The 13,411-nt window shown below is 63.9% G+C and carries 13 protein-coding genes; 8 read left to right on the forward strand and 5 right to left on the reverse strand.

Going from position 1 to position 13,411, the window contains the following annotated elements; genetic code table 11:
- Positions 1–42 precede the first annotated feature (42 nt).
- On the forward strand, positions 43–801 hold the full coding sequence (locus MST27_RS12935; RefSeq protein ID WP_243606348.1) for an SDR family oxidoreductase: 759 nt from the start codon (positions 43–45) through the stop codon (positions 799–801).
- A 68-nt stretch (positions 802–869) separates the two neighbouring features.
- On the opposite strand, the gene MST27_RS12940 is transcribed toward MST27_RS12935, so the two are convergent.
- Entirely contained in the window at positions 870–1,874 is a 1,005-nt protein-coding gene (locus tag MST27_RS12940; RefSeq protein WP_243606349.1) for a DUF481 domain-containing protein, read from the reverse strand.
- Between the two features lie 180 nt (positions 1,875–2,054).
- On the opposite strand from MST27_RS12940, the gene MST27_RS12945 reads away from it, so the two are divergent.
- Together MST27_RS12945 and MST27_RS12950 are read left to right on the forward strand one after the other, a co-directional pair.
- On the forward strand, positions 2,055–2,420 hold the full coding sequence (locus tag MST27_RS12945) for an MGMT family protein (RefSeq protein ID WP_243606350.1): 366 nt from the start codon (positions 2,055–2,057) through the stop codon (positions 2,418–2,420).
- A gap of 32 nt (positions 2,421–2,452) precedes the next feature.
- Complete coding sequence (locus tag MST27_RS12950) at positions 2,453–4,159, forward strand: AmpG family muropeptide MFS transporter (protein ID WP_243606351.1); 1,707 nt, start codon at positions 2,453–2,455, stop codon at positions 4,157–4,159.
- A gap of 48 nt (positions 4,160–4,207) precedes the next feature.
- Here the strand turns inward: MST27_RS12950 and MST27_RS12955 are convergent, their stop codons facing one another.
- The gene (locus MST27_RS12955) at positions 4,208–5,032 is read right to left on the reverse strand and encodes a mechanosensitive ion channel family protein (RefSeq protein WP_243606352.1); all 825 of its coding nucleotides are present in this window, start codon (positions 5,030–5,032) and stop codon (positions 4,208–4,210) included.
- Between the two features lie 93 nt (positions 5,033–5,125).
- The gene (locus tag MST27_RS12960) at positions 5,126–5,605 is read right to left on the reverse strand and encodes a YajQ family cyclic di-GMP-binding protein (RefSeq protein ID WP_243606353.1); all 480 of its coding nucleotides are present in this window, start codon (positions 5,603–5,605) and stop codon (positions 5,126–5,128) included.
- 148 nt (positions 5,606–5,753) lie between these two features.
- On the opposite strand from MST27_RS12960, the gene MST27_RS12965 reads away from it, so the two are divergent.
- The 5 genes from MST27_RS12965 to MST27_RS12985 are packed head-to-tail and all read left to right on the forward strand — an operon-like array spanning position 5,754 to position 11,306.
- On the forward strand, positions 5,754–6,719 hold the full coding sequence (locus MST27_RS12965) for a response regulator (protein WP_243606354.1): 966 nt from the start codon (positions 5,754–5,756) through the stop codon (positions 6,717–6,719).
- Positions 6,719–7,630: a putative 2-dehydropantoate 2-reductase gene (locus tag MST27_RS12970; RefSeq protein ID WP_243606355.1), complete on the forward strand. Its 912-nt coding sequence runs from the start codon at positions 6,719–6,721 to the stop codon at positions 7,628–7,630. Before MST27_RS12965 ends, MST27_RS12970 begins: the two co-directional genes overlap by 1 nt.
- Positions 7,631–7,673: 43 nt before the next feature.
- A complete protein-coding gene (locus MST27_RS12975; RefSeq protein WP_243606356.1) occupies positions 7,674–9,689 on the forward strand; it encodes a sensor histidine kinase in 2,016 nt (671 codons plus the stop codon).
- Positions 9,690–9,703: 14 nt separating this feature from the next.
- Complete coding sequence (locus MST27_RS12980) at positions 9,704–10,288, forward strand: cob(I)yrinic acid a,c-diamide adenosyltransferase (RefSeq protein WP_243606357.1); 585 nt, start codon at positions 9,704–9,706, stop codon at positions 10,286–10,288.
- Complete coding sequence (locus tag MST27_RS12985; protein ID WP_420864242.1) at positions 10,260–11,306, forward strand: ion transporter; 1,047 nt, start codon at positions 10,260–10,262, stop codon at positions 11,304–11,306. Before MST27_RS12980 ends, MST27_RS12985 begins: the two co-directional genes overlap by 29 nt.
- On the opposite strand, the gene MST27_RS12990 is transcribed toward MST27_RS12985, so the two are convergent.
- Positions 11,303–12,079, reverse strand: a complete 777-nt coding sequence (locus tag MST27_RS12990; protein ID WP_243606358.1) for an alpha/beta hydrolase family protein — start codon at positions 12,077–12,079, stop codon at positions 11,303–11,305. The two genes, MST27_RS12985 and MST27_RS12990, sit on opposite strands and share 4 nt — an antisense overlap.
- Positions 12,063–13,190, reverse strand: a complete 1,128-nt coding sequence (locus MST27_RS12995) for a DUF3182 family protein (protein WP_243606359.1) — start codon at positions 13,188–13,190, stop codon at positions 12,063–12,065. Before MST27_RS12995 ends, MST27_RS12990 begins: the two co-directional genes overlap by 17 nt.
- Positions 13,191–13,411 lie beyond the last annotated feature (221 nt).

Raw genomic sequence — 13,411 nt, forward strand, 5'->3', positions numbered from 1 at the left:
CGACTTCGCGGCGTCGCGAGCGCCTCGACAGCAGGAGATCACATGCAGCTCAACGACAAGGTCATCATCATCACCGGCGGCGGCCAGGGGCTCGGCCGTGCCATGGGCGAATACCTCGCAGGCAAAGGCGCGAAAGTGGCGCTGGTCGACCTGGACCAGGCGCGACTGGACGACGCAGTGGCCGCCTGCAAGCAGGCCGGCGGCGATGCCCGAGCCTATCTATGCAATGTGGCCGACGAGGCGCAGGTCAGCCAGATGGTTGCCCGGGTAAGCGAAGACTTCGGCGCCTTGGACGGTCTGGTCAACAACGCCGGCATCCTGCGCGACGGGCTGACCGTCAAGGTCAAGGATGGCGAGCTGTCGAAGATGAGCCTGGCCCAGTGGCAGGCCGTGATCGATGTGAACCTGACCGGCGTATTCCTTTGCACGCGGGAGGTCGCAGCCAAGATGATCGAGCTGAAGCGCACCGGGGCGATCATCAATATCTCGTCGATCTCCCGGGCCGGCAACATGGGGCAGGCGAACTACTCCGCGGCCAAGGCAGGCGTCGCTGCCGACACCGTGGTCTGGGCCAAGGAACTGGCACGCCATGGCATCCGAGTGGCGGGCGTCGCCCCTGGCTTCATCGAAACCGAGATGGTGGCCGGCATGAAGCCCGAGGCGCTGGAGAAGATGGCCGCAGGCATTCCGCTCAAACGGCTGGGCAAGCCGATGGAGATTGCCCATTCAGTCGCCTACCTCTTCGAGAATGACTATTTCACCGGACGCATTCTGGAGTTGGACGGCGGCTTGCGCCTGTAACGCAAGGACGCCGCGGAGAACGGCTGGGGCGCGGTCACCGATGCCCCAGACCGGTAGTCGACTGGTCGTTACCAGCCGATGCCGAAGCCGATGCTGTAGCGGGTTTCGTCGAGGTCGCTTTCGGCGCCGCTGACGATGTCCTTTTCGGCCTTCATGTTCAGCGAAGCCCAGTCGGTCACCTTGTAGCGCAGCCCCACCGCCGCATCGAGCTCATAGTCCGCAACGTTTTCCAGCGGCTTGCCAATCTCGCCCTGGCTGAACAGTTCGAACGTCTTGCCGACCAGGTAGCGGTTGTAGTCCCACTTCATCGCCAGCGAATAGAAGTCTTCCTTTTCGCCACTGGCAAATTCGTAGTCACTGCGGTTGAGCAGCGATGCCAGCGAGAAGGCACCCAGCTCGTTGTCCCAGAACTGGTAACCGGGACCGGTACCGATCGTGCGCTGACGCCGTACGTCTTCGATCTTGTCGCGCTTGTATTGCAGCCGCCCCTGCCAGAACCAGTGCTCGTCGATAAAGCGGTCGAGCGCGTACTCGGCGTCCCAGTTGTCCGTGGCCGTCACGCCGTCACGGTATTCGCGGTTGTAGCTGCCCTTGCCGTTGTGCCGCCAGAGACCGTGACGCGCCGAGGTGTCGAAGGACACGTCATAATCGTCGGTATCGGTTTCGGCCCGCTTGTAGTCCAGCGCGACGTCGATGTTGCCTTTCCAGGTGAGGTCCTGAATCAGCGGCTTGGGATGGATGATCTGGCTGATGCTGCTCAACGCAACGGTGCGCGGCTCGCCGCCGTTGCTCAGGATGACCTTGCCGTCATCGGCGGCCTGCAGGGACTTGGCGATTTCTCCGGTCACGTCATCCTGCTTGATCAGCAGTTGCTGATTGCTTTCCAGGGTCGCGACCTGGCTCCACTTCACCGGGATGGAGCCACCGTACTCGGTTTCGATCAGCAGTTTGCCGCCATCCAGCACACTGATCTTGCCGGTGAGTCGGTCTCCATTCTTCAGCCATACGGTATCGGCCAATGCCGGCAGGGTCAGGGTCGACAGGGCAAAGCAAAGCAGGGTTCTGGGAAACATCGTGAGGTCTGCGAGAGGGCTAAATGAGAAAGCCTGCCATTATCCTGATGCGCTGGCAGACAACAAGCGCAGACCGCTGAACGGAACGCTTGCAAAGACGAACCGTGCGGCGCGCTTGCCCCTCCTCAGGGCGAGGGAGCAAGCTTCAGGGCGCTGATCACCTCCACCCGCGGAGAGGCGATGAACGTAGACGAGTTCCATCGAAACGCACTGCACAACGGCGATCCCGAGGCACGCCGGGCCGCCCTTTATCTGACGTTGGCACAGATCCCGGAGGGCCGCGTGACCACCTACGGCGAGCTGGCGGCCATGGCCGGCCTGGGGCGCGCGGCACGCTGGGTCGGACGCATGCTTTCGCAACTGCCGGATGACACGCGCCTGCCCTGGCACCGGGTGATGGGCGTCGGAGGACGGCTGAGCCTGCCGGCGGGCAGCCGCGCTGGAGACGAGCAGCGCGCCAGGCTGCGAGCCGAAGGGGTGATGGTGGTCAACGACCGCGTCGACATACGTCGACACGGCTGGCATTCGCCGGAGCACAGCGGGTAGAGTGCGCGTTCACTCGCCATGCCCGATTGCCTATGTCCCGTGATACCTGGCGTGCCGCACTCGCCGCCTATGCCAGCCCTGCCTCGCTGACCCTGCTCGTGCTCGGTTTCGCTGCCGGTCTCCCGGCCATCCTGGTGTTCTCCACCTTATCGGTCTGGCTGCGCGAGGCTGGGGTATCCCGCGAGACGATCGGCTTCGCCAGCTGGATCAGCCTGGCCTATGCGTTCAAATGGGTCTGGTCGCCGATGCTCGATCAGTGGCGGCTTCCCTGGATCGGCAAGCTGGGCCGGCGACGTTCCTGGCTGGTCCTGTCGCAAGCGGTGATTGCCATCGGCCTGATCGGCATGGCGCTGTGCAATCCACAAACCAGCCTGACCATGCTGATCGCGCTGGCCGTCGCCGTCGCCTTCGCTTCGGCCACTCAGGACATCGCCATCGATGCCTACCGACTGGAAATCGCCGAAGACAAGCTGCAAGCCACGCTGGCCGCCAGCTACATGACCGGCTACCGGATCGCCATGCTGCTGGCCAGTGCTGGCGCGCTGTTCCTCGCTGAGTGGCTGGGTTCGAGCAACCTGGACTACAACCAGTCGGCGTGGACGGCGACCTACCTCGTATTCGCCCTGCTCATCCTGCCGGGCCTGCTGACCAGCCTGCTGATCCCCGAACCCGAAGCAGGCGTCCCGCTGCCTCACCAGCCCTCACGCTACAGCTTCAACCACCAGTTGGCCGCGGTCGGCCTGCTGCTGGTGCTGTTGATCTCGATACCGGCGATGATCAACGCGCTGATCGCCCAGGCCTGGCCGCGGGCGATCCTGTACCTTCTGTTCATCATCGGTTCGCTTTCACCGGCGGGTCGCAGCCTGCTGGTGCCGGTCCGGCAGATGCTTGAACAGGCCAAGCAACGCCAGCGCCCGCCGCACTTCGATTTCGTCCATCAGGCCGTCTCGGTAATCGTGCTGATCATCCTGCTGGTCGCGACGGGCGGGATGTTCCAGTCCTTCTGGGGTGGCTACTGGCCGCGCGGCACCATGTACCTGCTGATCGTCTGGGGTTGCCTGTCGGCACCGGGACGCATCCTCATGGGGCCAGTACTGACACCGATCACCGACTTCATTCTGCGCTACCGTTGGCAAGCCTTGCTGCTGCTCGGGCTGATCGCCACCTACCGGATGTCCGACACGGTGATGGGCGTGATGGCCAACGTCTTCTACATCGATCAGGGTTTTTCCAAGGACGAAATCGCCAGTGTCAGCAAACTGTTCGGCCTGATTATGACCCTGCTCGGCGCCGCGTTCGGTGGCCTGCTGATTGTCCGGTTCAGCATCCTGCCCATTCTGTTCCTGGGCGGTCTGGCCTCGGCGGCAACCAATCTGATGTTCGTCCTGCTGGTCGGCATGGGTGCGAACCTGAACATGCTGATCGTGACCATCTCCTGCGACAACTTCAGCGGCGGCCTGGCCTCGACCGCGTTCGTCGCCTACCTGTCGAGCCTGACCAACCTGAAGTTCTCGGCGACCCAGTACGCCCTGCTCAGCTCCCTGATGTTGCTCCTGCCCCGGCTGATCGGCGGCTACTCGGGCGTCATGGTCGAGCACCTCGGCTACAGCGACTTCTTCCTCGTGACCGCTTTGCTCGGCGTACCGACCCTGATCCTCATCGCCTGGCAGTGGTCGCGCAACCGGCACACACCCCAGGCCAACGAGGCGTTGCCCCGCACGGAGCAATCGGCACCATGAAAAAAGCCGGCATAGCCGGCTTTCAAATCCAGGTCGACGCGCGCTATTTCAGCTCTGCACCAGGTGCACAACCCGCTGCGGGAATGGAATGCCGATGCCCGCCGCATCGAAGCGCTCCTTCAACTGTTCGGTGAAGCTGAAGGTGACGGGCCAGTAGTCACCGGTGGCCACCCAGACCCGCAACGACAGGTTGACCGAGCTATCGCCCAGGCCGGTCACGAAGACCACGGGCTCCGGATCGCGCAAGACGCGTTCGTCCTCGGCCAGCTCCAGCAAGATCTTGCGCGCCAGTTTGATATCCGCGCTGTAATCGATGCCCACGTTGATGTCCGCACGCCGGCGGGGCTCGCGGGAATAGTTCGTGATGTGCCCGTTGGAAAGGCTGCCGTTGGGTACGACGATGGTCTTGTTATCGGCGGTCTTCAACACGGTATGGAAGATCTGGATGGAATTCACCGTGCCGGCCACGCCCTGTGCCTCGATCCACTCGCCGACCCGGATCGGGCGAAATATCAGGATCAACACACCGCCGGCGAAGTTGGCCAGGCTGCCCTGCAGGGCCAGGCCGATCGCCAGACCGGCGGCACCGATCACGGCGATGAACGAGGTGGTCTCGACACCGATCATCGAAGCCACGCTGATCAGCAGCAACACCTTGAGGACGATGCCGCCCAGGCTTTCGATGAAGCCGTGCAGCGAGGGGTCGACCTGGCGGAGCGTGAGCAGCTTGCCCACCTTGCCGATGAAGGCGTTGATCAGCCACCAGCCGATGAGGAAGGTGATCAGCGCCAGGGCCACCTGCGCGCCATACTGTAGAACGATGGGCAGCCAGGCCTCGGACAGATCGACCAGATAATCGACACTCAAATCCATGGGTAAGGGTCTCCATGAGGACGCCGCGCGCACCCGAGCAATCGAATGCGCATCGGCTAGTACGAGAAGCACCACGAGGGTGCGTAGAAGGGATCAGTCGCGGAAGTTGTTGAACTGCAGCGGCATGCCAAGATCCTTGCTGCGCAGCAGGGCGATGGCTTCCTGCAGGTCGTCGCGCTTCTTGCCGGTCACGCGCACCTGTTCGCCCTGGATCGCGGCCTGCACCTTGAGTTTGGCATCCTTGATCTGGGCAACGATCTTCTTCGCCAGCTCCTTGTCGATGCCTTCGCGCAAAACGGCTTCCTGTTTGACCATCTTGCCGGACGGATAGGGATCCTTGATCTCGAGGCACTGGATATCGATCTTGCGCTTGACCAGGCTCAACTTGAGGATTTCGAGCATCTGCTCCAATTGGAAATCCGCTTCGGCGGTCAATGTGACGGTCAGTTCCTTGAACTCGAAACTGCCTTTGCCGCGCAGATCGTAGCGCCGATCCAGCTCCTTGATGGCATTGTCGACGGCATTGGTCACTTCGTGCTTGTCCAGCTCGGACACCACGTCGAACGAGGGCATGGGCTTCCTCCATTGGTTGGGAACGGCGCTATCCTGTGATCCAGCGCGCGTAGCTTGACGGTTCAAATGCGCCATCATTATAACTGCTCACGTTGACAACCCGGCCGCCGAATGCGTTCTGGCAGCGCCTCCCCCACCGAGTCATTTCATGCCCAACCCCCAACTCAGCATCCTGGTCGTCGACGACGCCAAGTTTTCGAGCGTCATGATCGGCCGTGCACTGACCAAGGCGGGTTACGAGGACGTGCGCTTCGCCAACAGTGCCGGCGCCGCCCTGCGATTGATCGAAGAGCGCCCCGCCAATGTCCTGCTCGCCGATTGGCTGATGCCCGAAATGGACGGCCTCGAACTGACGGCCCAAGTGCGCCAGCAGGACGAAATGTCGGACCACTACACCTATATCGTCCTGCTCACCGGTCGTGACGGCCCGGACGTGCTCGGCCATGCATTCGACCGTGGCGTGGATGACTTCATCAGCAAGTCCACCATGAACGAGCAACTGGTTCCGCGCGTCTACGCCGCCGACCGCATTTGCGGCTCCTTCCAGCGTCTGATGCAGGAGAACCGCCTGCTCACCCAGAACATCGCCAGCCTCGAACAACGCAATCTGATCGACCCGGTGACCGGGCTCGGCAACGCGCGCTATCTTTACCAGCGCCTGGGCGACAGCCTGCGCCAGCTCGAAAGCCGTGGCGGTGCGCTCTGTTATCTGATGATCGGCCTGCCGGAGATCGATGCGCAACGACAGCGCTATGGCGATCCGTTTCACCAGGAACTCCTGCGCGGCGTCGCCCGGCGTCTGCAACAGTTGGTCCGACCATTGGACACGCTGACACGCCTGGACGACGGCCATTTCGGCCTGCTGACGATGATCGAGGACCTCAAGGGGTGCTCGCCCAGCAGCTTCAAACGCCTGCATGAGGGGCTGAATCTCAAGGCATTCAAGACCAGCGAAGGCTTCATTTCGGTGAAGGCCGGTATCGGCCTGGTCAGCCTGGATGCCAGCGCCCTGCCTGTCGAGGCGCGAGCGCTCACCGCGCGGGCGGAATCGTTGCTGACCGACGCCTATACCACCGGCCGCATCGTCCCCTACCGCTTCAAGCAACCCGCCTGATGACCTGGCACGTACTGGGTGCGGGAAGTCTCGGCTGCCTCTGGGCCGGGCGCCTCTTCCGTGCGGGCATCGTCACCCGCCTGGTATTGCGCAACGAGCAGCGGCTCGCCGACTTCCAGGCCGCCGGCGGCCTCCGCCTGGTCGAAGCCGGCGTGACCCAGCGCCTGCCAGTCCCGGCGGAACTTCCCGATTCACCCGGCCCCATCGAGCGTCTGCTGGTGGCCTGCAAGGCCTACGACGCCGAGACCGCCGTCGCGTCCGTCGCCTCCCGCCTGACCGATGGCGCAGACATCCTGCTGCTGCAGAACGGCCTGGGTAGCCAGCAAGCCGTGGCGCAGCGCTGGCCGCAACACCGCTGCATCTTCATCTCGGGCACCGAGGGCGCCTATCGTCGCGACGCCTTCGAGATCGTCCATGCCGGGCTTGGACAGAACTGGCTGGGCGACCCGGACGACCCGACCCCACCAGAGTGGCTAGCCGAACTGGACGCAGCCGGTATTCCCCATGAGTGGACGCGCGAGATACTCACACGTCTGTGGCGCAAGCTGGCACTCAACTGCGCCATCAATCCGCTCACTGTGCTGAACGACTGCCGCAACGGCGCCCTGCTCGCGCAGCGTGACGGACTGCACTCGCTCTGCAGCGAACTCGAGCGAATCCTGCGTGCGTGCGGACAGGCCGAAGCCGCAAGCGATCTCGAACACGAGGTGCTCCTGGTGATCGAGAAGACCGCCGAGAACTACTCGTCCATGCATCAGGATGTCGCGAGTGGACGTCGTACCGAAATCGGCTATCTGCTCGCCCAGGCCTGTGAGGTTGCCGCCCGGCATGGCGTGCCGGCGCCCTTGTCGACCGCGCTGCTGAGCCGCCTGCGCGCACGACTGCGCCAGCTTGGATTGCCCGAGGACTGAGGCACCGCTACCCTGCTGGCAGGCCTCTTCCATCGAATCTGCCATGTCCTTGCGCCAACGCCTCGAAAACCTGCCGGTCGGCCGCAAGCTGCTGATTGCGCTGCTGGTCCTGCTGGCTGCCGTATTGCTGGTGTCCAACCTCGCCTTTATCAGCGCTGCCTACTGGATCTCGCGTCAGAGCGTCGCGCCCCAGGCGATGCATACCCTCGGCGCGCTGTTCGCCACGCCGGAGCTGAGCCAACGCGCGCTCGATTCGCAAGACGCCGCCAACGAGCTGCTCAAGAAGCTCGACGATTACGCGCCGCTGCGGGCAGCCGTCATCTATGACAGCAGCGGCAACAGCCTCGGCCAGCTCTACCGCGGCGAGCCGCTCAACTTGCCGCAACGGCTGCACGGCCTGACCGAGTGGCAAAAGACCGAGATGCGCGCCAACCTGCTCGTCGAACTTCCGCAACCCGACGGGCCGCCGGGGCATTTGCTGATGGTCGCCAGCAGCGAGCTGCCCGGCGCCTTCTATACCGGCACGCTCACCGCCAGCCTGGCGATCCTGCTGGCCAGCCTGCTTCTCTGGTTGCTGGTTGCACGCCAGATACGCCAGCTGGTCACCCGCCCGATCCGCGACCTGGAGTCGCTGTCACGCCAGGTGACGCGCGAAGAAAATTACTCGCTGCGCGCGAAGCCCCGCAGCCAGGACGAGATCGGGCGGCTGGCCGACGCGTTCAATACCATGCTGTCGCGCATGGAGGCTCGCGAGCAGCAGCTCAAGCGGGCCCGCGACGAGGCGCAGGAGGCCTTCGACCACGCCCAGGGATTGGCCGAGGAGACCCGTCACTCCAACCGCAAGCTGGAACTCGAAGTTCAGGTGCGCAGCAAGATCGAGAAGAAACTCACGGGCTTTCAGAACTACCTGAACAGCATCATCGACTCGATGCCTTCTGTCCTCATCGCGCTGGACGAGCAACTCTATGTCACCCAGTGGAACCAGCAGGCAAGCGTGCTCTCCGGCACCTCGCTGGACGACGCACTGAACCAGCCGGTATTCATCGCCTTCGAGCCACTGAAGCCCTTCCTCACGCAGATCCGTCGCACGTCCGAACGGCACCAGGTGGAAAAGGTCGAGCGCGTCACCTGGACCGTCAACGAGGAGCCCCGTCATTTCGCCCTGACCCTCTACCCGCTGATGGGGGGCGGTGGCCGCGGCGTGGTGATCCGCATCGATGACATCACCGAGCGCATCAACATGGAGGAGATCATGGTGCAATCGGAAAAGATGCTCTCGGTGGGCAGCCTGGCCGCCGGCATGGCGCACGAGATCAACAACCCACTCGGCGCGATCCTGCACAACGCGCAGAACATTCGCCGACGGCTGTCACCAGACTTGGAGCGCAACCGCGAAGCCGCGGAGGAAACGGGCGTGCTGCTCGACGCGGTGAACCAGTATCTGCAGCGACGCGAGATTCCCCAGCTGCTCGATGGCATCCAGCAAGCCGGCTCACGTGCGGCGAAGATCGTCAGTCACATGTTGAGCTTCAGCCGCCTGAGCAACCGCCAATTGGCCGATTGCCAGCTGCCGGTACTGATCGACCAGGCCCTGGAGATCGCCGGCAACGACTTTGCGCTGATCGAAGGCTTCGACTTTCGCTCGATCGAGATCGTGCGCGACTTCGATCCGCAGGTCGACCGCGTCCCATGCATCGGCAACGAGCTGGAGCAGGTACTGCTGAATCTGCTGAAGAACGCCGCCCAGGCGATCCACCAGAAACCGGAGCGCCCGCGCGGCCAGATCATCCTGCGCACACGGCTGAACCCGCCCTGGGCCGAAATCCAGGTGGAAGACAACGGCAGCGGGATTCCCGAGCACATCCGCAAGCGCATCTTCGAGCCCTTCTTCACCACCAAGGAAGTCGGCCAGGGAACCGGACTGGGCCTTTCCGTCTCGTATTTCATCATCACCAACAATCACAAGGGGCAGATGGAAGTGCAGAGCCGGCCAGACCAGGGGACCACGTTCACCCTGCGCCTGCCATTGGCCTCCCCCTCCGAAGCCACCGATAGCTAGACAAGGAACCTCCCATGGGCAACCGCCTTTCGAAAATCTACACCCGCACTGGAGATGCCGGACAAACCGGTCTGGCCGATGGTCGGCGCGTACCCAAGGACCATCCGCGCATCGAGGCCATGGGCGAAATCGATACGCTCAACAGCCAGTTGGGCCTGCTACTGGCCGAACTCGCCGAGGCCCAGGCGCAATGGCCGAAACTGGCCGAGCTGATCGAAGTGCTTGGCCCTTGCCAGCATCGCCTGTTCGACCTGGGCGGCGAACTGGCGATGCCGGACTACCAGGCGCTGAACGATGCCGAAGTGGCCCGTTTGGAAGCGGCCATCGATCACTGGAATGTCGAACTCGGCCCGCTCGAGGACTTCATCATGCCGGGCGGCTCCCGGCTCATCGCCCTGGCGCATGTGTGCCGCAGCATGGCGCGCACCAGCGAGCGTCGTTGCCAGCAGCTCAACGCCGAGGAGCCACTGCGCCCCGTCGGCCTGGCCTACCTGAACCGTCTGTCCGACCTGTTTTTCGTCGTTGCCCGCCTGATCGCCCGCCGCCAAGGCTGCGCGGAGATTCTCTGGCATGCCGCCAACGCCCCCGCCGATGCCTGACCAGGCTAAAGCGCGCCAGCGCCGGCTCGATGGGCTGCATGCGCTGTGGGAGGCCTTCATCGTCCTGCTGGTGTGCATCAACCTGGGGTTGATCCTGTTCGACAGCCTGTTCGCGCTGACGCCGCTGCGCGAGTTGTTTGCCAGCTGGCTACCCGGCCTGCACGCGCGTTACGAGACGCTGATTCACCGGAATTTCCAGCACATCGATCTCGCGTTCGTGGCGATCTTCGTGCTCGACGTGTTGCTTGGCTGGACCATCGCCCTGTTCGAGCGCCGCTATGCGCGCTGGTACTACTACCCTTTCGCGCACTGGTATGACGTGCTCGGCTGCATTCCGCTGGCGGGCCTGCGCTGGTTGCGCGTGCTGCGTGTCGGCAGCCTGCTGATCCGCCTGCAACGGCTGGGGCTGATCGACATGCGCCAGTGGGCGGTCTACGGCGTCGCTCGACGCTACTACGTCCTCCTGCTGGAGGAGCTGGCCGATCGGGTCATGGTGCGGCTGTTCAGCCGTATGCAGCAGGAGATCGGCGCCAGCGACGACCTCTCGCGGCGGCTGCTCGAGGACGTCGTACGTCCACGCAAGGAACGGTTGCTCAATGACCTCTCGCGGCGCATGCACGCCATGCTGGAGAACGGCTACCGGGACAATCGAGGTGCCATCGAGGGCTACGTAGGGGGGCTGATTCACCAGGCGCTGGCAAACAACCCGGAGGTGGCCAGCCTGCGCCGGTTACCGCTGGGCGGCCGAGTTGCCGACACACTCGACGATGCGCTGGCGGACATTGCCGCCCGGCTGCTGCAAGGCGCAGCCGAGGGGCTGCAGAGTGCACAGTTCCAGCGCCTGGCGCGCAACCTGGCCGACGAGTGTTTCGAAGCCTGGGTCTACCAGGACGAAACCACGGACCTCGCCCTCGAAGAACTGCTGGTCGACATCATCGAAGTGCTCAAGCAGCAGGTGCTGGATCGGCGCTGGAGCCGTTTCGTCGGCCCCATCGAGCCGCCCCGTTCGCCCGGCTAGCGCAGGCTCGTCGCGGCTTGTGCACCGTCGCCCTGATCCAGGCGAGCTCCCACCACCATCTCGGTCGCCCAGTTCACGAGGATGTCCGTGTAGGCCTTCTGGCAACATTCGCTGGTCAGCGCATGGTCGGCACCCAGGATGATGCGATGGGTCAGTGAGTGCGTCTGATGAAAGGCGGCGCGGTAGCTCATGATGGTCGCATGCGGTACGAGATGATCGTGCTCGGACTCCACCAGCAGCACATCGCCGCGAAAATCGGCGCATGCCGCCAGGGCCCGGTTTTCCTCCGGCGTCACGCGTCTGGCACGCAGTTCGTTGAGCCGATCACGACTCAGTTTGCGCTTGGGTACGAGCCAGTCGTCGTCGGCATACAGCGCTGGCACACGCATGGCGAGCCATTTCACCGGACGTAACGAGGTGAGCAGGGCCGACAGGTAGCCGCCATAACTGGTGCCGACCACCGCAATGGCGGACGGATCGATGTTGGGGTGTTGGGCCAGCAGATCATAGGCAGCCAGCAGGTCGTTCAGGTTGTGCTCGCGCGTGACGGTCTGCTGCTGCGCCAGGGTCAGCGCGTGCCCTCGCAAGTCGAACGACAGGCAGATACAGCCGAGCCCAGCGATACCACGGGCCCGGGCCAGGTCACGCTCCTGGCTGCCGCCCCAGCCATGAACGAACAGGACGCCAGGCAGCTTGGTCGGAGGGGAAAGGAAGGTTCCGGCGATGTGCTCGTCGTCTACCAGGATGTCCACGCATTCACTCTGAGTTGCCATGGTCCTCTACCGTCACGTACTTGGTGATGAAACCAACTTCGGGATCCTCGCCGCGAAACAGCACGATGGCTCCGACCGGCGTCTGCTGATGTTCGCCATAGACCTCGACCGTCGAGGCACGAATCTGCCCGCTTGCCCCGCTCATCAAGACTTCGAGCGCCGCGATTTCGGCACCGCTGGCGCCACCGATGCGCCAGGACTGCTCCAGCACGCCGGAACAGGCGCGCCCACGGCCGTCGATACCCTGGGCGATGTCATAGTTGCGACGGGAGGCGAAGAAGCCCCGGAAGCACGCCGATGCAGCGGCGTCGTATTCCTGCGCCTGGGCGACAGCCAGCCGAGCCCGCTCGGGCAGGTCGGCCGCCAATAGCGCATCGAAGCCTCCGTCCACGACGAACAGGTCCGATCCGCCGTAGACCGTCGCCCCGGAGTTGTCCGAGGTCAGGCGTTGTGTACCGTAATAACTGAGGGTGCGGACGGCGGTGCGAACCTGCCCGACACTGAAGGTCGTGACGTGCTCGAGGTTGGCTTCCAACACCAGCCCGCGCCGCTCCAGCTCGGTGACGTCGATCCGCTCCAGCGCCTGATCGAGCGCCTGTTCGTTATCGATGCGCTCCTGACCGCGGCCACCAGTCGCGCCTACCGGCTTCAGCCGAACCGGCCCTTCGGGCAGCAGCCGCCGCCCGGCCTCGCGAGCATCGGCGAGCGTGAACACACTGTAGCCGGGCAAAACACTGCCCTTGACGCGTTCGACGAAATCCCTCGACCAGCCAAAGGGCGCATCGGCATCGGGTCGCACGAGCGGATGGGTGATGACCTTGGTTTCGACGAAAGCCTGCGGCACCACACCGCCGAACAGGTCGTGCTCGTCTTCGAGGCCGAGCTTGCGGGCTTCGTCCGTGCCGACGAGCGTACCGGAGGGTACGAAATACAGCGGCCGGCCGTAGTGGACGTCCGGATCGAAGGCCCCCAGGAAATCCAGCCCTTGCAGGGCGGCTAGCTTGCGCGCCAGCTGCTCGTGGATGACCGCTTCGTGTTGCGGCTCCCGTGTGCGACTGGCCAGGGTTACGACTGCCTTGCGAGCAGCCTGCGGTGTATCCGCATTGATCATATGCTTCGCCCCATGGACTGCTTGTACAGGTGCGATGCGAGGCTGGGCCGCGCTGGTCGCTCGTGCTACCGCCCCCATATGGGCCGGTGCACTCGGTAGACCCCGGAGCAGCGCTATCTATCCTTCGTTCGGACGGGGCGCACGGATGCAAAAAAAGGGGAGCCAACTGGCTCCCCTTTTTCATGCCCGCCCGGCTCAGTGCTGGACCGAACTGCGGATCA

Origin of the sequence: Stutzerimonas marianensis (assembly GCF_022810315.1) — a bacterium.
GTDB lineage: Bacteria > Pseudomonadota > Gammaproteobacteria > Pseudomonadales > Pseudomonadaceae > Stutzerimonas > Stutzerimonas marianensis.

Excerpts from the sequence above, each read along its gene's own strand:
- MST27_RS12935 (WP_243606348.1), top strand. The coding sequence starts at position 43 with ATGCAGCTCAACGACAAGGTCATCATCATCACCGGCGGCGGCCAGGGG.
- MST27_RS12940 (WP_243606349.1), bottom strand. The coding sequence starts at position 1,874 with ATGTTTCCCAGAACCCTGCTTTGCTTTGCCCTGTCGACCCTGACCCTG.
- MST27_RS12945 (WP_243606350.1), top strand. The coding sequence starts at position 2,055 with ATGAACGTAGACGAGTTCCATCGAAACGCACTGCACAACGGCGATCCC.
- MST27_RS12950 (WP_243606351.1), top strand. The coding sequence starts at position 2,453 with ATGTCCCGTGATACCTGGCGTGCCGCACTCGCCGCCTATGCCAGCCCT.
- MST27_RS12955 (WP_243606352.1), bottom strand. The coding sequence starts at position 5,032 with ATGGATTTGAGTGTCGATTATCTGGTCGATCTGTCCGAGGCCTGGCTG.
- MST27_RS12960 (WP_243606353.1), bottom strand. The coding sequence starts at position 5,605 with ATGCCCTCGTTCGACGTGGTGTCCGAGCTGGACAAGCACGAAGTGACC.
- MST27_RS12965 (WP_243606354.1), top strand. The coding sequence starts at position 5,754 with ATGCCCAACCCCCAACTCAGCATCCTGGTCGTCGACGACGCCAAGTTT.
- MST27_RS12970 (WP_243606355.1), top strand. The coding sequence starts at position 6,719 with ATGACCTGGCACGTACTGGGTGCGGGAAGTCTCGGCTGCCTCTGGGCC.
- MST27_RS12975 (WP_243606356.1), top strand. The coding sequence starts at position 7,674 with ATGTCCTTGCGCCAACGCCTCGAAAACCTGCCGGTCGGCCGCAAGCTG.
- MST27_RS12980 (WP_243606357.1), top strand. The coding sequence starts at position 9,704 with ATGGGCAACCGCCTTTCGAAAATCTACACCCGCACTGGAGATGCCGGA.
- MST27_RS12985 (WP_420864242.1), top strand. The coding sequence starts at position 10,260 with ATGCCGCCAACGCCCCCGCCGATGCCTGACCAGGCTAAAGCGCGCCAG.
- MST27_RS12990 (WP_243606358.1), bottom strand. The coding sequence starts at position 12,079 with ATGGCAACTCAGAGTGAATGCGTGGACATCCTGGTAGACGACGAGCAC.
- MST27_RS12995 (WP_243606359.1), bottom strand. The coding sequence starts at position 13,190 with ATGATCAATGCGGATACACCGCAGGCTGCTCGCAAGGCAGTCGTAACC.